This window comes from Kineosporia succinea (assembly GCF_030811555.1).
In the GTDB taxonomy this organism is placed as follows: domain Bacteria; phylum Actinomycetota; class Actinomycetes; order Actinomycetales; family Kineosporiaceae; genus Kineosporia; species Kineosporia succinea.
Genome location: NZ_JAUSQZ010000001.1, coordinates 2,855,883 through 2,881,495, shown reverse-complemented (window position 1 = coordinate 2,881,495; position 25,613 = coordinate 2,855,883). Strand labels below are relative to the sequence as shown.

Below are 25,613 nucleotides of genomic sequence, written 5' to 3'. Positions count from 1 at the left end.
AGTGCTCAGAAGGTTCACCCAACCGGAGCAGCGCCACTGGCAAGGCCGCAAAACGAGTGAGGCCCGGCGGGGCTCAGCCGCCGGACCTCGTACATCGACACTTCCTAGGTCAGGAGAGAACGATGCAGGTCAAGCCTATCCTTGCTCCCCGTGAAGCCGAGCGGTCCGAGTTCGGCAACCGGTTCTTCCTGGCCGACAGTCGTGAGATTGCCACCACCACACACGAGGCGGATCTCGTTGCCGCCGCCGGTCGCGGTTGGCCCCTGACCGAGCAGTCCGCGTGGATCGCGATCCCGTTCGGCCGTGAGGTTCTGGTTGCGGCCGGTATGACGGCGATCCAGGCCGGGTGGACCGGCGATGACATCGCGGACCTCGACGCGGACACCTTCCGCGAGTGGGTTCTCGGCGCTTACATGTCCGCCGGTTCCTGGCGGGTCAAGGGCACGATCGAGACCGACGAGTTTCAGGACAGCTACGCCGGCCACGACCTGGCCGAGTGCTTCGCCCTGATCTCGCGGGCCGTGGATGCCGCGTTCGGGTTCGACCCCGGCCCGGCCCCGGTTCCCACTCAGGTTCCGTGCACCCAGCCCGCGCGACCGGCCCGCGCGACGCGCCCCCGGGCTCTGGCCGGCATTCACCGTCCGTAGTGGGAGCGGGCGCTAGCAGGGCTGCTCGCTCTAGCACCTGGCCCTGCTAGCGCTAGCACCCCCGCTAGCAGTCTGTCCGGGCTCTGGCCAGGACGCTAGCAACTAGCACCGATCCGCCGGCCGATGCGTGAAACCCCGTGTTCACGCCGTTTCGGACACAGCCCCGCGCCGCTCGCTAGCGCTGCGTCCCTCCGTCGATCCGTAACGCTCCGTAGATGTTCTTCCTGTCGTGAAGGGGACGTGCGATGCAGACTCTGGAGTCGGGAAACCTTTCCTGGGTCGCGGATCTCGCGGCCAGTCACCTGGCCGCCGCTCTGCTGCTGACCGATGAGTGGTCGCCGGCCGATCGGGACCGGCTGAGTGTGCAGGAGCTTCACGACCTGGTCGCCGCCGTGATCGTGGACCGGGTCGGTATCGCCCGCGTCCTGATGCTCGACGCCGAGATGAGCGTGACCGCCGCCCGGATGCGCGAGGGCGGCATGGACTCGCGGGAGCGGGCCGAACTGACGGACGCCTACCGGGTGATGACCGGCGGGAGCCGACGCTTCGACGCGGCCCGGAGCATGGGCCAGCGCCTGCACCTGGCCCGGATGCGCGAGCGTCACCCGAACTACCTGCGGTTCGGGACTTCTCGCGCCAACACCCTCAACCCCTGAGGAGGCAACCCCCCGCCCCCACCAGCGTCCCTGATCCGCGTCAACCGAGAGGAGATCAGCCGTTGAGCTGGATCACCGGTCCTCACCCCGCACCCGAGCAGCACGGCGCCCTGGTGCCGGCCGCGCTGGCCTACGCCGCACGCGGGTGGCACGTCTTCCCGCTGCGGCCGGGGGACAAACGTCCCGCGTTCCCTGAACACTCCGAGACCCGTTGCACCGCAACCGATCCCCGATGCCGCCGGGCAGGACGGCACGTGCCGTGGCAGGAGCGGGCCACCACCGATCCCGGCCGGATCGAGGCGGCCTGGTCGCGAGTGCCGTTCGGCATCGGGATCGCTACCGGCCCCTCCGACCTGGTCGTGATCGACCTCGACCGGCCCAAGACCGGCCCTGACGGCGCACTCACCCGCCCGCCGGCCGAGTGGACCGAACCCGGGATCATTGACGGTGCAGACGTTTTCGACCTGCTGTGTGCTCGGTCCGGTCAGCCGGTCCCGCTGGACACATACACGGTCAGCACCGGGTCCGGCGGGACGCACCTGTACTTCGCCGCCCCGAGCGGCCCGGACGCGCCCCGGCTGCGCTCGACGGCCGGGCACCTCGGGTGGTTGGTCGACACCCGGGCACACGGTGGGTACGTGGTCGCCCCGCCCACGATCGTGGCCAGCCGCCCTTACCGCGCGCACGACCACGACGCCCCGGCCGCGCCCTTGCCCGGGTGGCTGGCCGAGGTACTCGCCCCGCGCCCGGCGCCGGTGGCCGGGCCGTCCCCGGTGCGGCTTCACGGTGGGAACGCCCGTGCCCGGGCCTACCTCGAAGCGGCCGTGAACGGGGCCGTGGCCTCAATCCACGCGGCCGGGGACGGCACCCGCAACCGCGCCGTGTACGCCGCCGCGGTTCAGCTCGGACAACTGGTCGCCGGTGGCGCCCTGAGCGAGCAGACCGTCCACGACGTGCTGACACCGGCCGCGAGAGCTGTCGGACAGAGCGACACCGAAACCGTCCGGACCATCGCGTCCGGGCTGCGACGCGGCGCCGAGCGTCCCCGCACCCTGCCCGCAACCTCGACCCGCAGGAGCGCGGCATGACCGACACCCGAACCGACATCAGGGCCGACACCGTGCCCGACATTCGCACCGACAAGGAGCCCGACATTCGACCGGACACGATCACCCCACTGACCAGGGCCAACACCCTGCCCGCACCGACCCTCAACGCCCCCGAACTGTCCGGCCAGATGTCCGCCCCGATGTCCGCCCGGTTGTCCGGTGCGGTCGCGGACGGTGGTGTCCGATGAGCGTCAACGCCGAGCGTCCCAGCGCCCCGCACCGTCGCGGTCCTGTCCGGGCCGTCCCCGACCTCGACACGCCCCCACAGGCCGACCATGCCGGACAGGCGGACCGGGTGCCGCCGCAGTGGGACGGACCACCAACCCCGCTGTCCCCGGCCCGGATGCTTCCGCCGTTCCCGGTCGACGTGTTCCCCGCCTGGGTCCGAGACCAGGTCGAGGCCGTGACCGTGTTCAACCAGACCCCGCCGGACCTGGCCGGGTGCATCGCCCTGGCCGCGCTGTCCACAGCGGCCGGCGGACGGGCCGTGGTCGAGGTCCGCGCCGGGTGGCGTGAACCGGTGAACCTGTTCACCGTCGTCGCGCTGCCGCCCGGCTCCCGCAAGTCCCCGGTCTTCAAGGCCCTGACCGGGCCGATCCTGGCCGCTGAACGAGCCCTGGCCGAACAGGTCGCCCACCAGATCGACGAGTCCGCCCTCATGCTGCGGGTGGCTCAGGCCAACGCCGAAAAGCTCGCCCGCACCGCCGAGCAGGGCGGGCACGACGCGTTCGCCGATGCCCTGGGCAGTGCGGCCGAGGTCCGGGGGATCACGGTCCCCGTCATCCCGCGCCTGGTCGCCGACGACATCACCCCCGAAACCGCAACGTCCCTGCTGGCCGAGCAGGGCGGACGCCTGGCCGTCCTGTCGGCCGAGGGCGGCATCTTCGCCACGATCGCCGGCCGCTACTCCGGCACCCCCAACCTTGAGGTGTTCCTCAAGGGCCACGCCGGGGACATGATGCGCGTGGACCGCAAGGGCCGCGACGCCGAGCACATCACCGCCCCGGCCCTCACCCTCGGCCTGGCCGTGCAGCCCGACGTGCTGCGCGACATCGCCGGGATGCCCGGGTTCCGGGGACGTGGGCTGCTCGGTCGAATCCTGTACTCCCTACCCGAGAACACCGTCGGCCGACGACAGATCGGCCCGCCCGCACCAACCGAGCAGGTTCTCACCGCCTACAGCGACCGCCTGTGCGCCCTCGTGCTGACCCTGGCCGAGTGGACCGACCCCGCCGTCCTGACCCTCACCCCCGAAGCCGCACAGGAAGTCCTGCGACTCGAGACCGAGCTAGAACCCCGCCTGGCCCCCGGCGCGAGCCTGGCCCACGTCACCGACTGGGCCTCCAAGCTCATCGGAGCCACCACCCGCCTGGCCGGCCTCCTGCACCTGGCCGAACACCCCGACGCCTGGACACACCCGGTCAGCCTCGAAACCATGCACGGTGCAGCACGACTGGGCACCTACTACCTCGCTCACGCCCTGGCCGTGTTCGACCTCATGGGCTCCGACACCCAGACCGACGACGCCCGCGCCGTCCTGGACTGGATCACCCGCACCGGCACCGAAACCTTCACCCGCCGAGACGCCTTCAACGCCCTGCCCCGATCCCGGTTCCCGAAAGCCACCGACCTGGACGCGCCCCTGGCCACGCTCGAAGACACCGGCTGGATCAAACAGCAGGAACCCCCGCCCGGCCCCCGCAAAGGCGGCCGGCCACCGTCCCCCCGCTACGACGTCCACCCGGCCACCCACCACACCCCCGGCAAGCAGGACCAATGACCACCCGAGGATCTACACCAACAGAGCAGGTTCAACCGATCCCGCGTCGCGGCAGGAGGTTCTGCGGGTTCTGCACAGTTCTGCGGAACCAGAGACCGGGAAGCAACGCGCCTGGTCACGACCGGTCGGCAGGGGTTGTGCAGGTTGTGCGGGTTCTGCGGCGCCCCAATCCGGCCGGGGACCGAGCGCCCGGCGAGTTACGTCCCTGACCCCTCCCCGAAACGGCTCATCCGGCCCCTACCAGGCCCTCTGCGGGCCGCACCTAACTCGCTTAACTTCCTAACTCACCGCAGGTCAGCCCACAGATAACACCTCCCGGCGACGGAGTTACAAAGCTAACTCTGCTCCGAGCGGGTTAACCCCGCCGGCCGAGCTCGATCCGCCCGGCACGACCAAGACCCCTAGAGCCACCCGGCCCCTAGCCCTAGAGGCACCCCTAGACCCAAAAACCAGCTCCGAGCAGGCCACTAGGACCTAGACCCACCACCGGCCGCGAGCCGCGAACACCGGCTGAAACACCCTCGGATTCCCGCCTAATGCTCTAGCCGCTCCTGCCGTCCCCACCCGCGAGAGGACACGCCACCACCATGTCTCGCCCCACGATCACCACCCACCTGGACACCAGCGCCACGCCCGCCTGGCTCATGAACAAGGTCCGCACCATCGCCGACCGTGCCGCCGCCGGCAACCTCCGAGCCTGCCCGCACCTGGCCACCACACCCACCCGATGCGCCGCCGCCTGGGCACCCGACCACATCGCCTGCCCGACCTGCTTCCCCCTGCTCGACCCCCAAGGAGCCGAGGACAACACCTGCGACCGCTGCCGCCGCGAGGTCGACACCCTCAACCTCAACCTCGCCTTCTGCGGCCCCTTGCTCTACGCCTACGGACTCTGCGACTTCTGCATGACCACCATCGACCTGGAGGCTCCGTGAGCACCGTCGTCCGCATCGAATCCAACCGGGCCGTCTACACCGTCATGGAAGTGGCGCAGCTTCTCTCCCTGTCCCGAGGGACGACGTACACGATGATCCGGAAGGGAGAGATTCCCGCGAAAAAGATTGGGGACCGCTGGGTTATCCCCAAGGCCAGGTTCAACGCCTGGCTGAACGACCTTCCCGAAGCCACCGATGAGGATGTGGAGCGCGCCCTCCGCAAGGTCTCCGGCGACGACATCCAGCGGTAATCAACCCTGGCACGGGCCGTGCCACGTATCCGCACGGCCCGTGCCGCAACCCACCGTCATATCCCTACCCCAGAAGGATTCTCAAAGAATGCGTGGCTCCGTTTCCAAGCGCTGCCAATGCCGGACCGCCGATGGTCGCCGAGTGAAGAACTGCCGAAAGCAGCACGGTTCCTGGTCATACACCGTTGACGCCGGAACGGATTCCACCACTGGCAAGCGCCGCCAGATCACCCGAAGCGGCTTCCGCACCAAAGATTTTGCCGAGGAAGCGCTTACGGCAGAGCTGACGAAGCTGAACACCGGGACATGGACCGACGACCAGCGAATGACTCTCGGCAAGTGGCTTGATCAGTGGCTCGCGGAAATGGTGGCGGGTGGTCGATCGGTGAACACCATCAAGAACTACCGTGGGCACGTCAGGGACGCATGGAAGCCTTATCTCGGCAACGTTCTACTTCGAGACCTTCGCCGCAGTCAGATCGAGTCCGTTCTCGCTGCCCTGTCTGCACCGATCGACGGGGACCGTCCGGCCGGCAACGTCGGGCGTCGAGTCGAAAAGCGATCCTCCGCAACCATTGACGGATATCGCCGTACCCTCCGGGCCGCTCTCTCGGCGGCTCAACGGCGAGAGCTGATAGCAGTCAATCCGGCCATGGGACAGATGGATTCAATCTCCACCGCCTCAGAGATCGACGATGACGACGAACCCGTTGTGTGGCAGCCGGCCGAGACGGCGCGCTTTCTTGAGCACATGTTCGACGATCGGCTATCGGCGCTGTACGAGCTCGCGGCTTATGCGGGACTCCGCCGAGCGGAGCTGTGCGGCCTGCGCTGGTCGGACATCGATCCCGACGGCGCCGGCCTCCGGGTGCGACAGACGATCGTGTCCGTGACCCGGAAACAGATCACGCCCCAGCAGGCCGCCTGCCCGGCGTGCGCCGCCGAACACGTCGGCCGCCTGTTCAAGGCACCCAAGTCGCGCAAGGGGCGCCGGTGGGTGCCTCTGGCCTCTCCCGCACAGGAAGCTCTCCAGCGGCACGGTGAGCGCCAAAACGCCGAGAAGGACTTCATGGGGTCCGACTACCAGGACCACGACCTGGTCTTCTGCCGCCCCGACGGCGTACCCCTGCGCCCAGACAGGGTGACCGTGGAGTTCGAGCGTCAGGCGCGCGCCTGCGACCTTCCCTCGGTCAGACTGCACGACACCCGGCATGGCGCGTGTTCCCTGATGCTGGCCGGCGGCGTCCCGATCGAGATCGTTCAGCTCATCCTCGGGCACTCCTCCCCGCAGGTGACACGACAGGTCTACGCCCACTTGATCCGGGGTGAGGCCGCTCAACAGGTCAACGAAGCGGCGAAGCTTCTGACACGACACCGCCCCGATCGCCGCACCTTGTGAGCAATACGTGAGCAACTAGCCCATCGGAACGGTCCCAGTGAGCAAACCAGAAAGCGCCCCCGCCCTGCGTTTCCGCAGGTCAGGGGCGCTTTTGTTCTGGTGGCCAGGGACGGGGTCGAACCGTCGACCTTCCGATTTTCAGTCGGACGCTCGTACCAACTGAGCTACCTGGCCGGAACCTGAGACGAACGTGCTGACTCAGGCGAAGCGACCCTGACGGGACTTGAACCCGCGACCTCCGCCTTGACAGGGCGGCGCGCTAACCAACTGCGCTACAGGGCCTTGCTGATGGTGCGGTGAAGCGTACCCCCAACGGGATTCGAACCCGTGCTACCGCCTTGAAAGGGCGGCGTCCTAGGCCACTAGACGATGGGGGCCTCAGACTCGCGTCGGACTTTTCTGGTCTCCGTTGCGGACATGTAGAAGCTTAGGGGATGAGGGGGCCGATCTCCAAAGCGACTTCCGGACTCCGCCTCCGCAACCCCGGGAAACCCGTCCTGACCTGCACCGATGCCAACCACCCGGAGATCGGGACACGGCGGGTCGCCGCCCCGGCGCGTCCACGATCAGGCACAAAGGCGACCCCGGCGTAACCCAGACCACACGAACCGCCCGCGGCCGGGATGCCGCAACGGCCCCGGCAGCCGACTCGCCGACACGTCTGACGAGAGCATCGGGAAGGGGCCCGACGGGCCCCACCCCTCATCGACCGAGTTTGTGCACCTCGTCGGGCCCGAGCCGGACCAGCGGGGTCACGCCGCCGTCGGAAGCCCCGAACTCCACGTGGTACGCCTCTTTCGGGTCGGTGTAGACCTCGACGACCGTTCCCAGCGCCCCGGGAACCAGATCGTGCTCGGGCAGAGTCACGGCCAGAGCGACGAGGTCGAAATTATGCAGCACAGCGCACCTCACACTGATCACCAAATGCGTTTGTGAAGGCACCTGGCGGTGCCTTGTCAGCGGTCGCCAAGATCGACGAAAACCGCCTCGCCGCCCTTGGGTGCGCGCCACTTTGCAACACCCCGCCACAAAAGACGAATGCCCTGGTCAGAAGGGGTGTCAATCAGTGCGAAATCTTTGCAGAAAGGCAGGGACCTTTGGCGGGACCTTTGCCGGGCCGACGGCGTGCTTTTGGCCGGTTCCGGAACCGTTCCGGCGGAGAAGACTCAAGGCATCAGCAAAGGACGCAAGAACCTCAGAGAGGAACCGGTCATGTCGATCGAGAACGCGGCCCCCGTCGAGAGCCCGTCGTCGGCAAGTGGCCTCACCAGCAGCGCCGGCCCCGTGGGCGCAGCCGGAGCCAAGAACAGCACCCTGAGCAGCGGCGCCGCGAAACTCTTCGCGGTCCTGCGGATCCTCGTCGGGTTCATCTTCCTCTGGGCCTCGATCGACAAGACCTTCGGGCTGGGGTACTCGACCAGCAGCGAAAAGGCCTGGATCAACGGCAATTCCCCGACCAAGGGCTTCCTGGGCAGCATCGACCAGGGCCCGTTCGCCTCGCTCTTCAACAACATGGCGGGCAACGTCGTGGTGGACGTGCTCTTCATCCTGGGCATGTTCGCGATCGGTGTCGCGGTCATCGCCGGTGTCGCCATGAAGATCTCGGCCGTCAGCGGATCGCTCATCATGGCGATGATGTGGCTGGCCGAGTGGCCGATGGCCCAGACCACCGGCGCGGGCGAGCCCACCGGCAGCACCAACCCGTTCATGGACTACCACATCGCCTACGCCCTGGTGCTTTTCGCCCTGGTCGCGGTGGCCGCCGGCAAGACCTGGGGCCTGGGCAACGTCTGGGAGAAGCTCCCGGTCGTCAGCAGCCAGAAGTGGATGCACTGACCCCTCCGGCGATCCGCCGGGTCGCTACCGGGTGACCCGGCCCGAGAATTCACGAGAACACCCACCGAGAAAGGGGATCCGGCCATGACCACCCACCGCATCGTCGTCGGGGTCGACGGCTCGATCCAGTCCCGCCAGGCCCTGCGATGGGCCTCCCAGCTGGCCGCGGCCACCGGAGACACCCTCCGCGCCGTCACCGCCTGGGAATTCCCCGCCACCTACGGCTGGGCCGCCTGCCCGGCCGACTGGAACCCCGAACGCGACGCGGCCCGCGTGCTCGCCGAGACCGTCACCGACGCTCTCGGGGACCGCCCGCCGGTCACCGTCGAGCAGGTGGTCCGTGAGGGCAACGCCGCGAAGACCCTGATCGACGAATCCCGTTTCGCCACTCTGGTGGTCGTCGGGAGCCGCGGTCACGGAGGCGTCGCCGGCGTCCTGCTCGGCTCGGTCAGCGCCAAGGTCGCCGAGTACGCCTCCTGCCCCGCCCTGGTCGTCCACGGGGAGACCGTCCCCGAGGAGAACACCTCACGGAAGGAGGGTCTCGTCGAAGCCGGCTGAATCCGAGAACGCATCACCCGCCCGAGGCCAGGAGATTCCCTCCCTGGCCTCGGTTCTTGTCATCGACCCGCTGCACCACCCCCGGTAGCGACCCCCTGGAAAGCGAGGCCCCGGATGCTCGGCATCAGGACCTTCGACCCTGTTGAACGTCTGACCGTGAAGCGCAGACTCGCCAGATCCGCACCTCCGCCGGACTCCGGAAGGTCAGACCTCTTCGTGCCCAGCACCGACCAGCAGCCCGACGTCACGCTGCCCGCGACGTCCGGTGACGACGACGGGCTTCCGGAGCTGACCGTGCGTGTTCTCGACCGCGCCGAGTGCCTGGCACTGCTGGGCACCGCCCAGATCGGCCAGCTCGTCTTCACCTACCAGGCCATGCCCGACGTGCTCCCGGTGAACGTCGCCCTCGCCGACGACGTCCTGCTGATCCCCTTCGCCGACGGCTCGACGATCGAGCGCGCAGCCCGCAACACCGTGGTCGCCTTCCACGTCGACAAGATCGACGAGGCCACCCACCTGGGCTGGAGCGTCACCGTGGTGGGCCGCTCGTTCGAGCTGCGCGAGGGTGACTCGCTGGCCGGCCGTCAGGTCAACCGCCCCCGGGCCTGGATGCCCGGGCGTCACGACCGCATGCTCGCGGTCGCGCTGGAACGCGTGACGGGGCGATACCTCGAGCCCACCGTGAAATGATTCAAGCCGGGCACGTGTCGGCGGCGGTGAGGATCCAGCAGCGGTGAATGACCAGAGCGACGACGACATCGAACGTTACGGCCACAACCGGGAAGCCATCGAGGCCCACCGGTACTGGAGCGCCGGACAACCCCCACCCCTGCCCGAGCTGGGGCTGGAGCGGTTGCTGCAGGAGCTGATCGGGCGCTCCCAGGAGATCATCGACACCGAGAAGCAGCTGCACCGTCTGCTCGACGCGGTGATCGCGGTGGCCAGCGACCTCAGCCTTCCTGACACCCTGCGCCGCATCACCGAGCTCGCGGCCGACCTGGCCGAGGCCAAGTACGCCGCGCTCGGCCTGCTCGGGCCCGACGGCCGCGACCTGGCCGACTTCATCACCGTCGGGATCCCGGCCCACACCCGCGCCCGGATCGGTGATCCGCCGCGCGGCAAGGGCATCCTCGGAGTCCTCATCGAGCTGCCGGTTCCGCTTCGGCTCGACAAGCTCTCGGACCACCCGGCATCGTCCGGGTTCCCGGCCAACCACCCGCCGATGGGGAGCTTTCTGGGCGTCCCTCTGCGCGTGCGCGGTGAGGTCTTCGGCAACCTCTACCTGACCGAGAAGCGGGACGGCGGAAGCTTCACCGAGCGCGACGAGCAGCTGATCGTGGCCCTGGCCGCGGCCGCCGGCATCGCGATCGAGAACTCCCGGCTGTTCGACGTCACCCGGCGCCGGGAGGCCTGGCTGACCGCGGCCGGTGACGTGACCAAGTCGCTGCTGGCGGGCGCCGAGACCGAGGAGACCATGCGCCTGGTGGTGCAGCGGGCCTCCACCGTGGCCGGGGGCGGGGCGAGCTTCCTGCTGCTCAACGACCACGACGGCGGCCTGAGCGTGCGCGCGGCCTACGGCGACAACACCGAGGCCACGCTCGGCACCTCCTACCACCTGGCCGACACCCGTCTCTCCGAGCCGAAAGCCTTCCTGGCCGAGGGTTTCGTGACCGGCCCGGGCATCTCCGAGTGCTACAGCGGACCGGCCGTGCTCGTGCCCCTGGTGGTCGGCGACAATGTGATCGGTGCGCTCACGGTGGCGCGCGGTCCGCAGGAGGAGCCCTACTCCGAGGCCGACATGCAGATGGTGGAGAGCTTCGCCGGGCACGCGGCCCTGGCCGTGCAGTTCAGCCGGCAGGCCTCCGACCGGCAGCGCCTGGCCGTGCTCGAAGATCGCGACCGCATCGCCCGTGACCTGCACGACCTGGTGATCCAGCGGATCTTCGCGGTGGGCCTGGGCCTGCAGAGCATCGGCATGAGCATCCAGAACCCGGCCCAGACGGGCAAGCTCTCCGGCCTGATCGACGACCTCGACACCACGATCAACGCCATCCGGACCTCGATCTTCAGCCTGCAGCAGCCCGACGACGAGCCCGCCAGCCTGCGGTCGGAGGCGCTCGGCGTGGTCTCGGAGGCCACCACCGCGCTGGGTTTCGAGCCGGTGCTGACCTTCCGCGGCCCGGTCGACACGCTGGTGCCGGTGTCGGTGCACAGCGACCTGCTCGCGGTGCTGCGCGAGGCCCTCTCGAACGCGGCCCGCCACGCCCACGCCACGGCCGTGGAGGTGCGGCTCGGGGTGGACGACGGTCAGGTCACGCTCGAGATCGAGGACGACGGGAGCGGCGTCTCCGCCGACGCCAAGATCGGTACGGGCACCACGACCATGCGCACGCGCGCCGAGCGGCACGAGGGCACCTGCGCCTTCAGGACGCGGTCGAGCGGGGCGAGCGGCACCGTGGTGTGCTGGCAGGTGCCGGTCTAGACCTCCGGTCGCCGGCGGGCCGCACCGTGCCCCGGAAAACCAGGTGACGCCGGGACGTTCCAGGCGTTATCCAGTACCTCATGAAACTCGCGAAGACCTGGACGGACGGGCAGCTCCTGGCCCACCGTGCCCTCAGCCCCGACGAACTCCAGCACCGCCTGCTGCTCAACCGGATCGCCTCGGCCACCAACGGCTCCCGCCGTGACCGCCGGGCCGAGGGACGGCGCCGGGAGGCCCGGCAGAAGGTGGACCGCCATGACGACTGACAGATCACCAGGGGGCGACCACCCCACGAAACCGGAGGCCGCGGCCTCCGGTTCTCCGTTTTGGCGGCCCGGACCAGAACCTCAGGCGCGGGCCTCGTCGAGGTAGCGGGTCAGAGTCTCCTGGGTGCGCCGCATCTGCACGACCCGCTCGGCCACCTCGTCGCGGATGGCCTCGACCCGCTGCAGCACCCCGCCGCAGATGTCTTCCTGCGTCTCGCCTTTGGTGCACGGCATCACGGTGCGGATCAGGTCGCTCGGAAAGCCCAGGTCGAGCAGCGAGCGGATGGTGAGTACCGTGGCCACGGCCTCGTCGTCGTACTCGCGGTAGCCGTTGGCCCGCCGCTGCGCCGTGATCAGCCCCTGCTGCTCGTAGTACCTCAGCGACCGGGCACTCACACCGGTCTTCGTGGCCAGTTCACTGATCTTCACCGCGGCGCTCCCGGCTTGCTTGACCTTGACACGATGTCAACGTTTAGCGTCGCCGTATGAGCACGAAAGAGCAAGAACTTGTGACGCACGACAGCGTCGAGATCGACGGCCGCACCCGGACCTTCATGGCCGTCGGGCCGCAATCGCCGCTTATCGTCCTGGTTTTCCACGGTTCGAGACAGTCGGGGGCGGCGCACCGCACGTTCACCGGCCACCAGTTCGACCGGCTGACCGGTCACGGCGCCCGGGTGGTGTATCTCGACGGATACCGGGGCAACTGGAACGACGCCCGCAAGGAGAGCTTCTTCCCGGCCCGCACCGCGAACGTCGACGACGTCGCCTTCACCCGGGCCGTGATCGAGAAGCTGGGGGCCCGAAAAGTTTTCGCCGTCGGCTACTCCAACGGCGGGCAGATGGTGATGCGGCTGATCCACGAGGCGCCCGGCCTGCTCGGTGGAGCCATGATCATCGCGGCCACCCTGCCCGCGCCGGAGAACTTCCTGGCGCCGACCGAGCCGGTCGTCCCGCTGCCGGTGATCCTCATCCACGGCACGAAAGACCCGATCGTCAGCTACCGCGGCGGTGAGATGTCCTGGCTCACCCGCACCCTTTTCAAGGTCGGCGGGCGCACGCTGTCGATGCCCGAGACGGCCCGTTACTTCGCGGCCCGCAACGGCATCACCACGCCACCCGAGACCACCGCACTTCCCACCCGATCGACCACGACGTCAGTGGAACGCACGTCGTTCAGCCAACCGGAGCGTCTTCACGTGGCGCTCTACACCGTGAACGGCGGCGGCCACACCGTGCCCGGGCCGGGCAACGCACCCGCCCTGGTGGTCGGCCGCACCCACCGCGACGGCTCGGCCGCCGACCTGCTGGCCGGGCTACTGCGTGACGAGCGAACCGACTGACTGGTCTTGCTGCTCGAGGAAACGGGTGAGCGAGTCACGTGTGCGGGACAGGTGGGCGACCTTCTCGGCCACCTCGTCACGGACACTCGTGACGCAGTCGATGACTCCCTGCCCCACGGCCTGGTCGTCGGGGCAGCCACCACCGGTGGGACCGGGCAGGAGACTGCGGATCAGTTCGGTGGGGCAACCACGTTCGAGAAGGGAGCGGATCATCAGCACGGTCACCACCGCGTCGTCGTCGTAGTCGCGGTAACCGTTGGGCCGGCGCCCGGCCTCGATCAGCCCCTGCTGCTCGTAGTACCGCAGCGAGCGCGCGCTGACCCCGGTTTTCTCGCACAGCTGGCTGATTCTCACCGGTGTCCGCCCTTCACGCGCTCCGCATCGAGACGAGTCCCAATCTAGCCGGGCGGGCGCGCCGAGCGAAGGGTCCGGGCGATCTCGGCATCGAAATGCCCGAACCGGCAATGACCTTTGGCCGACGCGGAGTACGGGAGGTCCCTGGCGGCCGTTCAGCGGCTGTGGCATCCGCCGGAACAGCCCAGCCAGTCGCCCAGTTGGCGCCATCCGGCCGGATCGATCTCGACCTGGCGCCCGGCCTGGCGGGTCATCCAGTCGCGGCCGGTGAACGCGAGAAGCAGTGCGGCCGGGAGGGCTCCGGCGAGATGGGGCCGGCGTTCGGTCCAGTCGAGGCAGTCTTTCACCAGAGGACGACGTGCTCTCGCCAGAGTGGGGACGTCGATTCCGAGCTCACCGAAATCCTTTGCACCCAGCGCCGTCACGACACCCTCTGCCACTTGCCCGTGGTCGACGAGGGCATCGCGCAGCAGGACCCCGGCCCGGCCCGCCAGATGGTCGTAACAGGTGCGGGCGGCGGCCAGCCGACGTGCGGTGCTGCTCTGGCGCAGGCTGCGCACCGGCCGGGGCGGGGCGATGGCGGCCAGCGACTCCAGCGCGGTGGCGACCTCGGGCCGCGAGATCCGGTAGTAGCGGTGCCGCCCCTGCGCCACGACCTCGAGGTACCCGGCCTCGACCAGCTGCTTCAGGTGTGCGCTGGCGGCGGGCCGGCCGATGCCCGCGACCTGGGCGAGCACTCCGGCCGGATGGGCCCGGCCGTCGAGCAGCAGGGTCAGCATCGCCGAGCGGGACTCCTCGGCGAGCAGCCGCGCGGCGGCGGCCACGTCCACGTTGGCGATCTGCATGCCGTCGACGCTAGCGCGGCAACAGTTCGCCGGACGGCGAAACCTCGCGGACCGCCCGGACCCCGACCCGACCCCTGCCCTCGACCGAGGCGACCGCGTCGGTCGGCCCGACCGACGCGTCCGCCATCGGGCTCTTACGCCACCGCGAGCGCCATCGCCCGGTTCACCGCCGCCTCGATGTGCAGGCGCGTCGTCGGGAAGACCGGCACGGTGCTGTCGGCCTGCGAGATCAGCAGCTCGATCTCGGTACAGCCCAGGATCACGCCCTGCGCGCCGCGCTCGACGAGCCCGGCGATCACGTCCCGGTAGGCCTGCCGGGACTCCTCACGGATGATCCCGACGCAGAGTTCCTCGAAGATCACCCGGTGCACCAGCGCCCGCTCCGGCTCGGTCGGCACCAGCACCTCCAGCCCGTGCGAGGCCAGCCGGTCGCGGTAGAAGTCCTGCTCCATGGTGAACGCGGTGCCCAGCAGCGCGACCGTGCCCACCCCCTGCGCGAGCACGGCCTCGGCCGTGGTGTCGGCCAGGTGCACCAGCGGCACGCTGATCGCGGCGGCGACCTGGTCGGCCACCTTGTGCATGGTGTTCGTGCAGATCAGCACCATGTCGGCGCCGGCCGCCACCAGCCCCCGGGCCTGCTCGGCCAGCACCCGCCCGGCCTCGTCCCACTGCCCGGCGCGCTGCAGCACCCCGATCTCGGCGAAGTCGACAGAAGCCATCACCACGCGTGCCGAGTGCAGCCCGCCCAGCCGCTGCGCCACCATCTCGTTCGCGATCCGGTAGTACTCCGCCGTCGACTGCCAGCTCATCCCGCCCAGCAACCCGATCGTCAGCATCTCGTCCTCCACGTGCATCTCGGCCACCGCAACCTTTTTCACCGTCCCGCAACCTTGAGACTGCGACAAGAACGTCTTGGTCGGAGTGAGCCCCAAGCTCAGCTTTGGTTTCGCAGATTTGTGTGGCTGAATGGGTCCATGCCACCGATCGCGGACGACGAGCAGCCCGTCGCTCACACCCACGCCGTGCCGGAGGCGCAGGTGGAAGCGGTGCTGGGAGGAACCGGCCCGGTGCCCCGCCACGAGAACGAGCACCCCGCGGCCCGGCCCGAGGTGGTGGCCGCGCAGGAGACCGCGACGCCCCCGGTTAAATCTCCGGTCACGCCCGAGCCGGAGCCCGAGGCCGACCGCCCGGTGCTCGGCGAGGGCTCGGCCACGCTCAAGCTCGACCCGAGGCGCCTGCTCGTGTTCCGCGAGGTGGCGCACTCCGGTTCGATGGCCGCGGCCGCCCGCACCCTGGGCTGGACCCAGCCGGCCGTCAGTCAGCACATCCGCAAGCTGGAGAAAGACCTCGGCCTGGCGCTGATCACCCGGGTCGGGCGGGGCATCGCGCTCACCGATCCGGGCCAGCTTCTGCTGCGTCACGCCGACGCGATCGACGCGCGCCTCGAGGCCGCCGGCGAGGCCCTCGCCGACCTGGCCCGGCGCCGCACCGGCCGGGTCCGGATCGCGGCGTTCCCCTCGGCCAGCGCCACCCTGGTCTCGAAGGCCCTGATGAGCCTGGGCACCGACCATCCCGGGCTGGACGTGCGCCTGACCCAGGTCGAACCCCCCGAGGCCCTGGTGCTGATCGCCGAGGGGCAGTGCGACCTGGCCATCGTCTTCGACTACCCGGGCGAGGAGTTCGAGCGCGGCCCGCTCGACGCCGTGCAACTGCTGCGCGACCCGCTGCACGCCGTGATCGGACCGGAAAACCCTCTGGCGGGCCGGGACTCGGTCACCATGAACGACCTGGCCGGGCAGCGCTGGATCGCCGGTTGCGTCTCGTGCCGCAAGCACCTGGTGCGCGAGGCCGTGAAAGCCGGCTTCACGCCCGACATCCGGCACAGCACCGACGACTACGTGGTGGTGCAGGCCCTGGTCGCGGCCGGGCTGGCGGTGGCCGCCCTGCCCGGCATGGCGCTCGCGGCCAGTCTCAATCCGTCGGTGAAAGTGGTTCCCCTGGAAGGCTACCCGTCACGCACGGTGTCGGCCGTGCTGGCGCCGAGCAGCCACGGGGTGCCGGCCGTGGAGGCCGTGCTGGAGCAGTTGCGGGCGGCGGCGCGCCCGGGCCGGATCAGCGCCTGAGGTCACGCCCGGTTCCCGACCTACGGGAAGTTGGCGATCGACCGGACATCCGCCGCCCACCGGACCGGCGACTCTCGCGGAGTGCGGTGGGGAGCGAAGTCCTGGCGCTGAGGGCCCGGAGGTCTAGACCGCCGGGTGTCTGAGCGGGCGAGCTACGTGTCTGTCGCGACTGGACATTCTTCCTCCGTGCTTGCCCGTCTTTGGGTGCCCCAAGCTTTCCCTGCGGATACGCCTGACTGCAAGACGTAGTCGCCGATCGGTCAGAACCGGACTTCGGTCCGCCCGCCTGTGCCCGGGTTCCCTCGGCCGATACCGGGGACCACTCCGGCTCGCGCCCGCCGCGGGCGCCTGCTGGGATGGTGCCCGGACTAGCGAGCGGAGAACCGAGCATGGAGACCGTGGACGCCGTGGTCATCGGGGCCGGGCCGAACGGGCTGGTCGCCGCGTCGGCCCTGGCCGACGCCGGCTGGGACGTGCTGGTGCTGGAGGCCCAGGACGAGATCGGCGGTGCGGTGCGCTCGGGCTCGCTCTGGCCGGAGTCTCCCGAGACCACGTCCGACCTGTTCAGCGCCTTCTACCCGCTCGCGGCAGCGTCCCCGGTGATCAAACGGCTGAGCCTGGAGCAGCACGGCCTGACCTGGGTGCAGGCGCCGAGCGTGATCGCGCACGTGGCCGATGCCGACGAGGAGCGGTGCGCCGTGGTGCACCGCGACCCGGCGCGGACCGCCGAGGCCCTCGACGCGGACGCCCCCGGCGACGGCGATTCCTGGCTGAGGCTGTTCGAGCAGTGGCAGCGTCTGCGTGATCCGCTGCTCGACGCCCTGTTCACACCGTTCCCCCCGGTCCGTTCCGGCGCGAAACTGCTGTGGCGCGCGGGCGCTCACGACACGCTCGACCTGGCCCGCATCGCCGCGGCGCCGGTGATCCGCCTGACCCAGGAGTGGTTCCGGGGCGAGCACGGCAAACTACTGGTCTCCGGCAACGCCATGCACGCCGACGTCCCGATGGAGGCACCGGGCAGCGGGATCTTCGGCTGGCTCCTGGTGATGCTCGCGCAGGACGTGGGTTTCCCGGTGCCGCAGGGTGGTTCGGGCATGCTGACGAAAGCGATGGCGCGCCGCGCACAGTCGGCCGGGGCCCGCATCGACGTCGGCGAGAACGTGGTGTCGGTCGGGGTCCGGGGAGGGCGCGCGACCTCGGTGCGCACGGCGAGCGGGCGCGAGGTGGCGGTGCGGCGAGCAGTGCTTGCGGACGTGGATGCACCTCGCCTGTTCAACGAAATGGTCGGCGCGGAGCACCTTCCCGAACGACTGCGCCGTGATCTGGCGCGGTTCGAGTGGGATCTGCCCACGGTCAAGGTGAACTGGCTGGTCGAGGGCGGCATCCCGTGGCGCGCCGAGGCCGCCCGCACGGCCGGCACGGTGCACTTCGGCACCGGCCTGTCGGGGCTGTCGCGCTGGTCGTCGGACCTGGCCTCGGGCCGGGAACCGGACGAGCTGTTCGCCCTGCTCGGCCAGATGACCACGGCCGACCCCACACGCTCCCCCTCCGGCACCGAAAGCGTCTGGGCCTACACACATCTCCCGCGCGAGAAGTACGACGACGCGCACGCGGGACAGGTCGCCACCGCGATGGACGCCAGGCTCGAGGAGCTGGCCCCCGGCTTCCGCGACCGGGTGCGGCACCGCACCGTGCAGCACCCGTCCGACCTGCAGGCCTCGAACGGGAACCTGTACCGCGGCGCGATCAACGGCGGCACCGCGCAGCTGCACCAGCAGCTGGTGTTCCGGCCGGCCACCGGGCTCGGCCGCCCGGAGACCGTGATCGACGGGTTGTACCTGGCCGGAGCCTCCACCCATCCGGGCGGCGGGGTGCACGGAGCCTGCGGATGGATCGCGGCCCGCTCGGCCCTGGCCGCCGAAGGCCGCCTGGGGCGGCCGGTCAAGGCCCTGCGCGGGCGGGCGATGAAGGTGCTGTACCGCTAGCCGAGCTCGAAACGCCCGATCCAGGCCCGGAAAGCCGCACCGTGACGCGACTGGGCGGACTCCACCAACGCGTCCGCGTCGTCCACCGGCTCGATCCCGAAGGTCTCCCGCAGCCAGCTGACGAAGAGGTCGTGCTCGTCGCTGGGCTCGTCCTCGTCGCTCTTGAAGTAGTACACGCGGTCCCAGTCGACCATCGGCTCGACGTCGAACGTGAGCACGCGCAGGAGGTCACGCACGTCGGCCGCGATCACGTGGATGCCACCCTCGTCGCCGAAGACGACGACCGGACGGGTGCCGTCGCCGGCATCCCACAGCGCGTAGATCGAGCCACCCCCGGTGGCCTGGGCGAACGCCTTCAGCCGGGCGTGGAACTCCTCGTCACCCGACCAGCCGGGCGCCAGCGTGTCCCGGTCGCCGAACTCGCCGTACAGGCCGAACCCCTGGGCGTAGGACTCGAAGCCGTTCTCGGACTGGAAGTCCCACAGCGCGTTCAGCTCGGGGAACGGGGAGTAGGTCATGATCCGGACCCTAGCCGGGCCGGCACCGCCGGTCCCGGCCGAACGGTCGGATTCCCCCTCCGACCGGACAGGTCCTCACGCTGCGCGGTTAGGCCTTTACGTAGGGGTTCACCCCGGCCTACCGTCCAGGAGGATCCCGATCTGGAGGGTGCACGATGACAACGACGTCAGTGCAGGTGCCGGCATCTCGAACCGGAAGCACCACGGTCGTGGTGGTCGACGACCACGCCAACGTGCGGCAGGGTCTGCGGGCACTTCTCGAGCGTGAGGACGATCTGCGCGTCGTCGGTGAGTCGGCCTCGGCTCCCGGGGTGCTCGCCGTGGTCGAGCGGGCGCGGCCCGACGTGGTGCTGCTGGACCTGAAGCTCTCCGGCCCCTCGGACACCGAGGGCCTGGACCTGTGCGCCACCCTGACCAACCACTTCCCCGGCCTCGGCGTGCTGGTGCTGACCACACTGCTCGACGACCGGCTGGTGCTGGCCGCGATCCAGCGTGGGGCGCGCGGTTACGTGGTGAAGGACGTGGACACGTCGGAGCTGGTGCGGGCCGTGCGGGCGGTCGGGCGGGGCGAGGGCGCCCTGGACGCCCGGAGCACCGCGGCGATGGTGCGCAGCCTGAGCCCGGGTGCCGACCGGGGCCGGCCGCGGCTGACCGGGCGGGAGATCGAGGTGCTGCGGCTGCTGGCCCAGGGCTGCTCGAACCGGATGGTCGGGACCCGGCTCTACATCTCCGAGACCACGGTGAAGTTCCACGTCAGCAACCTCATGCGCAAGCTCGCCGTCTCCCGCCGGGCCGAGGCGGTCTACGCGGGGAGCAAATGGGGCTACATCTGACCGTTGGGCCGGAATTGGGCGATGCCCGGTCAAGAAATCCTGGAGCCGGAACCGGCCCGGTTCAGCCGAACGGGTTATCTGCCGAACCAGCTTCTGACCTCGACCGTTGGGCTCTCGAGGGTCTGTGACCCAGCGCTCTTCCCCGCACCTGCCTCTGGCGCCCGGAACCTTCGAGGGCGTAACTTACGTTTCCGTAGGCGTAACTTACGAAATCGTAAGTTGATCATCTTCGACGGGAAGGCCTGCTGCTGTGAGGAACGAAGAGTCCGCGCCCGGTCTCGACCTGGCGCAGCCCGGTGCGCCAACCGGCGAGCCGGCCCTGCCCGTCGTGATCCAGGGCGGCATGGGGGCCGCGGTCTCCGACTGGAACCTGGCCAGGCAGGTCGCCATGACCGGCAACCTCGGCGTGGTGTCCGGTACCGCGCTCGACACCGTGGTGGCCCGCCGCCTGCAGGACGGCGACCCGGGCGGGCACATGCGCCGTGCCCTGGCGCACTTCCCGGTGCCGGAGGTGGCCGAGCGCATCCTCGACCGCTACTTCAACGAGAACGGCCGCGAAGAGGGCAAGGCGTACCTGCCGGTGCCCAACCTGACGCTGAAGCCGGTCTCCCGCAGCCGCGAGCTGATGGTCGCCAGCGCGTTCGTCGAGGTCTGGCTCGCCAAGGAGGGCCACGACGGCCCCGTCGGCATCAACCTGCTGGAGAAGATCCAGCTGGCGATGGTGCCCTCGCTCTACGGCTCGATGCTGGCCGGTGTCGACTACGTACTGGTCGGCGCGGGTATCCCGTCCAAGATCCCGCGTCTGCTCGACAAGATGGCCCGCCACGAGCAGGTGGCGATGGAGATCCACGTCGACGAGTCCACGCAGACGTACGCCACCGAGCTCAACCCCTACGACGTGGTGCCGGAGAACTTCCCTCCGCTCAAGCGTCCCAAATTCCTCGCCATCATCGCCTCGCACCCGCTGGCGGCCTACCTGACCAAGGAAGAGGCCACCACGCCGGACGGTTTCGTCGTCGAGGGCCACATCGCCGGTGGGCACAACGCCCCGCCGCGCGGCCGGATGACGTTCGCCGACAACGGTGAGCCGGTCTACGGCACCCGCGACGAGGCCGACATCCCCAAGATCGCCAAGTTCGGCCTGCCGTTCTGGCTGGCCGGCGCCTACGCCACCCCGGAGCTGGTGCAGCAGGCCATCGCCCAGGGCGCGGTCGGCGTCCAGGTCGGCACGATCTTCGCCCTCAGCAGTGACTCCGGCACCACGCCGGAGAACCGCGGCAAACTGCTCGACGCGCTGGCCGCCGACCGCCTCGAGGTCCGCACCGACGCCCTGGCCTCGCCCACCGGCTTCCCGTTCAAGGTCGTCCCGATGGACGGCACGCTCGGCGAGCAGGAGACGTACCTGGAGCGCACCCGCATCTGCGACCTGGCCTACCTGCGCACCGCGTACGAGAAGAAGCCCGGCCAGCTGGGCTACCGCTGCCCGTCCGAGCCCGAGGACGACTACGTGCGCAAGGGCGGCGAGCTCAGCAACACCGTGGGCCGCAAGTGCCTGTGCAACGGCCTGATGGCCACCATCGGCATGCCCCAGGTGCGGTCCGGCATCGAGGAGGGGCCGCTGCTCACCCTCGGCTCCGACCTGACGGCCGCCAAGCAGCTGCTGAACCAGTACCCGGACGGCTGGGACGCCCAGGAGGCGGTTCGCTACCTGCTGAGTGGTGCCGAGGCCGCACCGGAGCAGGAACTGGCGTACGCGGCCCGATAGGCGCCCTGCGGGCGGCGGGTGACCACCGCGTCCGCAAGCACCGAAACAAACCGGGACCAAAAGACGTTCTACGAGACGCATGAGGCGCGGGCACTGTAAAGGTTCCCGCACCGCATGTGTCTTACTTCACCGGAAGTGGACTCCGCCCCTACAGGCAGAGCACACTGGGCCGGTAGTGGAGGGGAGTACTCCCTAGAACGGTGACGTCGTCAGCACGGCATCTCGATACCAGGCCGGTCAATGTGGACCGGTCATGCCCGGCGTCATCGGCTCGGACCAACAGATCAGGCGTGTTCATCGAACACGGCGACATCTGCCGGGCGGAGGAGACCTCCGGTTCTTTCGTGTGGGAAGAAACCGGAGGCCCTGGAAAATGCACGTCAGCGCTGCCTGGTGGATCGCGACCGTAGTCCTGGTTCTCGCGATCACCGCCATCGACCTCTTCCTCAACCGGGGTCAGACCCACATCACCGTCAGGCACGCTGTGCGGTGGGTGCTCTTCTATGTCGCGGTCGCCCTCGCGTTCGGCGTCGCGATCATCATCGGCTTCGGGCCCGGCTACGGCGGTCAGTTCATCGCCGGCTGGCTCACCGAGTACAGCCTCAGCGCTGACAACCTGTTCGTGTTCCTGGTGCTCATGACCCGGTTCTCGGTGCCGGAACGCCTACAGCTGCGCGTGCTCACGATCGGCATCCTGCTCGCACTGGTGCTGAGGGCCGGCCTGATCGCCATCGGCGCCGCGGCCATCTCCCAGTTCTCCTGGGTGTTCTTCATCTTCGCGGCCTTCCTGCTCTACACCGCCTGGAACCTGGTGCGTTCTAAGCACGGTGACGGTGAGCCCGACGTCGACGAGGAGGCCCCGCCCGCCGTGGTCGGTTTCATCGGCCGGGTCATCCCGAGCACGCCGGTGTGGCACGGCGGCCGGCCGTTCGTGAAGCAGAACCACCGCTGGATCGCCACGCCGATGCTGGTCACGATGGTCGCGATCGGCGTCACCGACGTGCTCTTCGCGCTCGACTCGATCCCGGCCATCTTCGGCCTGACCAAGGAACCGTTCCTGGTCGTCACCGCCAACGCCTTCGCCCTGATGGGCCTGCGCCAGCTGTTCTTCGTGGTGCGCGACCTCCTCGACCGGCTGCGCCATCTCGACACCGGCCTGTCGGTCATCCTCGCGTTCATCGGTGTGAAGCTGATTCTCGAGGCCTTCCACGAGAACAACCTGCCGTTCCTCAACGGGGGCGAGCCAATTCACGCGGTGCCGGCGGTGCCGACCTGGCTCTCGCTGAGCGTCATCGTCGGCATCCTGGTGGTCGTGACGATCACGAGCACGCTGGCCAACCGGCGCGACGAGCGCAACGCGGCGGTCGCCGAGGGCGCCCTCACCTCGAAGGACGACGAGCCCACCCGCGCCGCCTGAACCCCGTGGCTCCCCCGGCGGCCTGCGCCGGGGGAGCTGGCGAGGCATCGGCGCCGTCGCGGCCCGGGCCACGAGAGCGGCCGCGGTGCCGGCCTCGAGAGCTGGGCCCACTCCTTCTCCCCGTAGCGCGACAGGTCCCCCGGGTATCACTCAATACCGCTTCGGTATAAGGCATTCCGCATCCTTGTTCGCGCTCGCGCCGCCGTGTCAGGATGCTCGGACGACTCCCAATGAAGGGATGACCATGTCCGAGCTCGTCTCCGCCGTCCGCGTGACCCCGGTGGCCTTCCGAGATCTCCCGCTGCTCAACAGTGTCGGCGTGCACGAGCCCTTCGCGCTCCGCACCGTCGTCGAAGTCGTCACAGAGGGCGGCCATCACGGGCTCGGCGAGACCTACGGCGACGAACCGCATCTGCGCCGCATCGAACGGGCCGCCTCCGCCCTGATCGGCACCGACGTGTTCGACCTGCACGGGATGCAGCGCCGGGTGATCGCCTCACTCGCCGAAGACACCAGCACCGGTGGTCACGGCATGGCCGGGATGGTGACCACGTCGTCCACCAGCGACCGGGTGCTGTCGCCGTTCGAGGTGGCCGCACTCGACCTGCAGGGCAAGATCACCGGGCGGCCGGTGAGCGACCTGCTCGGTGGCGCGGTGCGCGACGAGGTGAGCTTCACCGGATACCTGTTCTACAAGTGGGCTTCTCATCCGGGGCACGACGAAGACGAGTGGGGTGCCGCCCTCGACCCCGACGGGCTGGTGCGGCAGGCCACGAAAATGATCTCCGAGTACGGTTTCTCGTCGATCAAGCTGAAGGGCGGCGTGTTCCCTCCCGATCAGGAGGTGGCCGCGATCCGGGCTCTGCGGCAGGCCTTTCCCGACACTCCCCTGCGCCTGGACCCGAATGCGGTGTGGACCGTGCCCACCTCGATCAAGGTCGGGCAGGAGCTCGAGGGGGTGCTGGAGTACCTCGAAGATCCCACCGCGGGCATCCCGGGCATGGGTGAGGTCGCCCGTGAGGTGCCGATGCCGCTGGCCACCAACATGTGCGTCGTGGCGTTCGACCACCTGAAACCGGCCGTGCAGCAAGAAGCGGTCGGGGTGGTGCTCTCCGACCACCACTTCTGGGGCGGCCTGCGCCGGTCACAGTCACTCGCCGCCGTCTGCGACACGTTCGGCCTCGGGCTGAGCATGCACTCCAACTCGCACCTCGGCATCAGCCTGGCGGCGATGGTTCACCTGGCCGCCGCCACTCCCAATCTCGACTACACCTGCGACACCCACTGGCCCTGGAAACGTCCCGAGGACGACGTGATCGTGCCCGGCGAACTGGCCTTCGCGAACGGTGCGGTGAAGGTGCCGACGAAACCCGGGCTGGGCATCGAGCTCGACCGCGACGCCCTGGCCCGCATGCACCAGCAGTACCTCGACTCCGGCATCCGCAACCGCGACGACACCGGGTACATGCGCAGCATCGACCCGGCCTGGAAGGCGCCCCTCTGGTGAAGATCCTGGTGACCGAGCCGATCCTGCAGCGGTTCCGCGACGTGCTGAACACCCCGGGGCACGAGTGGGTGTTCAGCGACGATCCGGCCGAGGCGCCGGGCACGCACGTTCTCGTCTCCGGGCAGGCGTCCGCCGATCTGATCCGTGCCTGCGGCGACGACCTGCGGCTGGTGCAGGTGACGGGCGCCGGCTACGAGAAGATCGACCTCGCCGCACTGCCCCCGAACGTCGAGCTGGCCAACACCTTTCATCACGGCCGGTCGATCGCCGAGCACGTCATCATGGTCTCGATGATGCTGCTGCGTCACGTTCCCCGGGCCGGCCGCGAGCTGGGCGGGGGCACCTGGCGCACGGTGATGACCGATCCCACGCTGCCTTTCGGCGAGGTGCTGGCCGGGCGCACGATCGGCCTCGTCGGCTTCGGCGAGATCGGATCCCAGGTGGCAGCTCTCGCGGGTGCGCTGGGCCTGCGGGTGCGAGCGGTGCGTCACTCGGGACGCCCAGCTCCCGGCGTCGAGTGGATGGGCACCTCCGAGCAGTTGCCCGAGCTGCTCGGTTCGTCGGACATCGTGGTGGTGACGGTTCCGCTGAGCGACGCCACCCGCGGCCTGATCGACGCCACCGCCCTGAAAACCATGCGCCCGGGCGCCATTCTCGTCAATGTGGCCCGCGGCGCCGTGGTCGACGAGCAGGCCCTGCACGACGCCCTGTCCCACGGCACGATCGGCGGCGCCGCGATCGACGTCTGGTGGCGCGATCCCCGCGGGCCGGGCAGCCCCCCACCCTCGCACCTCGACTTCACCGGGTTCGACAACGTGGTGCTGACGCCGCACCAGTCCGGGCACACCGACGAGACCTTCCGCGGCCGGGCCCATGACATCGTGGCGAACATCGAGGCCCTGGAGCACGGCCGGCCACTGAAGAATTCGATCACTCGCTGAGAGCATCGGGGGCACCACGGCCGGCGATGCTCCCGACTCCCGGCGTCCGGATGAAACTGCGGC

At 69.5% G+C, this 25,613-nt stretch carries 27 protein-coding genes and 3 tRNA genes; 21 read left to right on the top strand and 9 right to left on the bottom strand.

Annotated features, from left to right (window positions below; translation table 11 throughout):
- The first annotated feature begins 122 nt into the window (after positions 1–122).
- From J2S57_RS12630 to J2S57_RS12595, 8 genes are all read left to right on the top strand, one after another.
- Positions 123–647: a hypothetical protein gene (locus J2S57_RS12630; RefSeq protein WP_307241932.1), complete on the top strand. Its 525-nt coding sequence runs from the start codon at positions 123–125 to the stop codon at positions 645–647.
- 245 nt (positions 648–892) lie between these two features.
- Positions 893–1,303, top strand: coding sequence for a hypothetical protein (locus tag J2S57_RS12625; protein ID WP_307241929.1), 411 nt, complete (start codon positions 893–895; stop codon positions 1,301–1,303).
- Positions 1,304–1,365: 62 nt separating this feature from the next.
- Positions 1,366–2,391: a bifunctional DNA primase/polymerase gene (locus J2S57_RS12620; protein WP_307241927.1), complete on the top strand. Its 1,026-nt coding sequence runs from the start codon at positions 1,366–1,368 to the stop codon at positions 2,389–2,391.
- A complete protein-coding gene (locus J2S57_RS12615) occupies positions 2,388–2,600 on the top strand; it encodes a hypothetical protein (RefSeq protein WP_307241925.1) in 213 nt (70 codons plus the stop codon). Before J2S57_RS12620 ends, J2S57_RS12615 begins: the two co-directional genes overlap by 4 nt.
- Entirely contained in the window at positions 2,597–4,192 is a 1,596-nt protein-coding gene (locus tag J2S57_RS12610) for a YfjI family protein (RefSeq protein ID WP_307241923.1), read from the top strand. Before J2S57_RS12615 ends, J2S57_RS12610 begins: the two co-directional genes overlap by 4 nt.
- A gap of 587 nt (positions 4,193–4,779) precedes the next feature.
- Positions 4,780–5,127 (top strand): hypothetical protein, encoded by a 348-nt coding sequence (locus J2S57_RS12605; RefSeq protein WP_307241921.1) that lies wholly within the window; start codon positions 4,780–4,782, stop codon positions 5,125–5,127.
- Positions 5,124–5,378 carry a helix-turn-helix domain-containing protein gene (locus tag J2S57_RS12600; RefSeq protein ID WP_307241919.1) on the top strand — a complete coding sequence of 85 codons (255 nt, stop codon included), beginning with the start codon at positions 5,124–5,126 and terminating at the stop codon, positions 5,376–5,378. Before J2S57_RS12605 ends, J2S57_RS12600 begins: the two co-directional genes overlap by 4 nt.
- Positions 5,379–5,466: 88 nt before the next feature.
- Positions 5,467–6,777, top strand: a complete 1,311-nt coding sequence (locus J2S57_RS12595) for a site-specific integrase (protein ID WP_307241917.1) — start codon at positions 5,467–5,469, stop codon at positions 6,775–6,777.
- A 97-nt stretch (positions 6,778–6,874) separates the two neighbouring features.
- Here J2S57_RS12595 and J2S57_RS12590 read toward each other — a convergent pair.
- The 4 genes from J2S57_RS12590 to J2S57_RS12575 all read right to left on the bottom strand — a co-directional run bounded on the left by J2S57_RS12590 (position 6,875) and on the right by J2S57_RS12575 (position 7,677).
- Positions 6,875–6,951 (bottom strand) — tRNA-Phe (locus tag J2S57_RS12590).
- 34 nt (positions 6,952–6,985) lie between these two features.
- Positions 6,986–7,059: transfer RNA gene (locus J2S57_RS12585), tRNA-Asp, on the bottom strand.
- A 22-nt stretch (positions 7,060–7,081) separates the two neighbouring features.
- Positions 7,082–7,154 (bottom strand) — tRNA-Glu (locus J2S57_RS12580).
- Positions 7,155–7,479: 325 nt separating this feature from the next.
- Positions 7,480–7,677, bottom strand: coding sequence for a DUF4926 domain-containing protein (locus tag J2S57_RS12575; protein ID WP_307241915.1), 198 nt, complete (start codon positions 7,675–7,677; stop codon positions 7,480–7,482).
- A gap of 312 nt (positions 7,678–7,989) precedes the next feature.
- Here J2S57_RS12575 and J2S57_RS12570 point away from each other — a divergent pair, with 312 nt between their 5' ends.
- The 5 genes from J2S57_RS12570 to J2S57_RS12550 all read left to right on the top strand — a co-directional run bounded on the left by J2S57_RS12570 (position 7,990) and on the right by J2S57_RS12550 (position 11,919).
- Positions 7,990–8,613 carry a hypothetical protein gene (locus J2S57_RS12570; protein ID WP_307241913.1) on the top strand — a complete coding sequence of 208 codons (624 nt, stop codon included), beginning with the start codon at positions 7,990–7,992 and terminating at the stop codon, positions 8,611–8,613.
- Positions 8,614–8,697: 84 nt separating this feature from the next.
- Positions 8,698–9,171 (top strand): universal stress protein, encoded by a 474-nt coding sequence (locus J2S57_RS12565; RefSeq protein ID WP_307241911.1) that lies wholly within the window; start codon positions 8,698–8,700, stop codon positions 9,169–9,171.
- A gap of 216 nt (positions 9,172–9,387) precedes the next feature.
- Positions 9,388–9,861 carry a pyridoxamine 5'-phosphate oxidase family protein gene (locus J2S57_RS12560; protein ID WP_307241909.1) on the top strand — a complete coding sequence of 158 codons (474 nt, stop codon included), beginning with the start codon at positions 9,388–9,390 and terminating at the stop codon, positions 9,859–9,861.
- Positions 9,862–9,904: 43 nt separating this feature from the next.
- Positions 9,905–11,653, top strand: coding sequence for a sensor histidine kinase (locus J2S57_RS12555; protein WP_307241907.1), 1,749 nt, complete (start codon positions 9,905–9,907; stop codon positions 11,651–11,653).
- 80 nt (positions 11,654–11,733) lie between these two features.
- The gene (locus J2S57_RS12550) at positions 11,734–11,919 is read left to right on the top strand and encodes a hypothetical protein (RefSeq protein WP_307241905.1); all 186 of its coding nucleotides are present in this window, start codon (positions 11,734–11,736) and stop codon (positions 11,917–11,919) included.
- An 81-nt stretch (positions 11,920–12,000) separates the two neighbouring features.
- Here the strand turns inward: J2S57_RS12550 and J2S57_RS12545 are convergent, their stop codons facing one another.
- A complete protein-coding gene (locus J2S57_RS12545; RefSeq protein ID WP_307241902.1) occupies positions 12,001–12,348 on the bottom strand; it encodes a MerR family transcriptional regulator in 348 nt (115 codons plus the stop codon).
- A 56-nt stretch (positions 12,349–12,404) separates the two neighbouring features.
- Here J2S57_RS12545 and J2S57_RS12540 point away from each other — a divergent pair, with 56 nt between their 5' ends.
- Positions 12,405–13,262: a CE1 family esterase gene (locus tag J2S57_RS12540; protein WP_307241899.1), complete on the top strand. Its 858-nt coding sequence runs from the start codon at positions 12,405–12,407 to the stop codon at positions 13,260–13,262.
- On the opposite strand, the gene J2S57_RS12535 is transcribed toward J2S57_RS12540, so the two are convergent.
- The 3 genes from J2S57_RS12535 to J2S57_RS12525 all read right to left on the bottom strand — a co-directional run bounded on the left by J2S57_RS12535 (position 13,236) and on the right by J2S57_RS12525 (position 15,297).
- Positions 13,236–13,616: a MerR family transcriptional regulator gene (locus tag J2S57_RS12535; protein WP_307241897.1), complete on the bottom strand. Its 381-nt coding sequence runs from the start codon at positions 13,614–13,616 to the stop codon at positions 13,236–13,238. The genes J2S57_RS12540 and J2S57_RS12535 overlap by 27 nt on opposite strands.
- A 155-nt stretch (positions 13,617–13,771) precedes the next feature.
- Complete coding sequence (locus tag J2S57_RS12530) at positions 13,772–14,461, bottom strand: ArsR/SmtB family transcription factor (protein WP_307241895.1); 690 nt, start codon at positions 14,459–14,461, stop codon at positions 13,772–13,774.
- Between the two features lie 134 nt (positions 14,462–14,595).
- Positions 14,596–15,297, bottom strand: a complete 702-nt coding sequence (locus J2S57_RS12525) for an aspartate/glutamate racemase family protein (protein ID WP_370882632.1) — start codon at positions 15,295–15,297, stop codon at positions 14,596–14,598.
- Between the two features lie 138 nt (positions 15,298–15,435).
- Here J2S57_RS12525 and J2S57_RS12520 point away from each other — a divergent pair, with 138 nt between their 5' ends.
- Complete coding sequence (locus J2S57_RS12520; RefSeq protein WP_307241891.1) at positions 15,436–16,584, top strand: LysR family transcriptional regulator; 1,149 nt, start codon at positions 15,436–15,438, stop codon at positions 16,582–16,584.
- Between the two features lie 389 nt (positions 16,585–16,973).
- The gene (locus J2S57_RS12515; protein WP_307241889.1) at positions 16,974–18,569 is read left to right on the top strand and encodes a phytoene desaturase family protein; all 1,596 of its coding nucleotides are present in this window, start codon (positions 16,974–16,976) and stop codon (positions 18,567–18,569) included.
- Here the strand turns inward: J2S57_RS12515 and J2S57_RS12510 are convergent.
- Positions 18,566–19,087 (bottom strand): hypothetical protein, encoded by a 522-nt coding sequence (locus tag J2S57_RS12510; protein WP_307241887.1) that lies wholly within the window; start codon positions 19,085–19,087, stop codon positions 18,566–18,568. The two genes, J2S57_RS12515 and J2S57_RS12510, sit on opposite strands and share 4 nt — an antisense overlap.
- Positions 19,088–19,242: 155 nt before the next feature.
- Here J2S57_RS12510 and J2S57_RS12505 point away from each other — a divergent pair, with 155 nt between their 5' ends.
- The 5 genes from J2S57_RS12505 to J2S57_RS12485 all read left to right on the top strand — a co-directional run bounded on the left by J2S57_RS12505 (position 19,243) and on the right by J2S57_RS12485 (position 25,550).
- Positions 19,243–19,920, top strand: coding sequence for a MadR family response regulator transcription factor (locus J2S57_RS12505; protein ID WP_307241883.1), 678 nt, complete (start codon positions 19,243–19,245; stop codon positions 19,918–19,920).
- A 250-nt stretch (positions 19,921–20,170) separates the two neighbouring features.
- Positions 20,171–21,685, top strand: coding sequence for a nitronate monooxygenase (locus J2S57_RS12500; protein WP_307241880.1), 1,515 nt, complete (start codon positions 20,171–20,173; stop codon positions 21,683–21,685).
- A gap of 373 nt (positions 21,686–22,058) precedes the next feature.
- On the top strand, positions 22,059–23,102 hold the full coding sequence (locus J2S57_RS12495; protein ID WP_307241878.1) for a TerC/Alx family metal homeostasis membrane protein: 1,044 nt from the start codon (positions 22,059–22,061) through the stop codon (positions 23,100–23,102).
- Between the two features lie 238 nt (positions 23,103–23,340).
- Positions 23,341–24,609: a glucarate dehydratase family protein gene (locus J2S57_RS12490; protein WP_370882462.1), complete on the top strand. Its 1,269-nt coding sequence runs from the start codon at positions 23,341–23,343 to the stop codon at positions 24,607–24,609.
- The gene (locus J2S57_RS12485; protein ID WP_307241874.1) at positions 24,606–25,550 is read left to right on the top strand and encodes a 2-hydroxyacid dehydrogenase; all 945 of its coding nucleotides are present in this window, start codon (positions 24,606–24,608) and stop codon (positions 25,548–25,550) included. The genes J2S57_RS12490 and J2S57_RS12485 overlap by 4 nt, the downstream gene beginning before the upstream one ends.
- Positions 25,551–25,613: the final 63 nt, after the last annotated feature.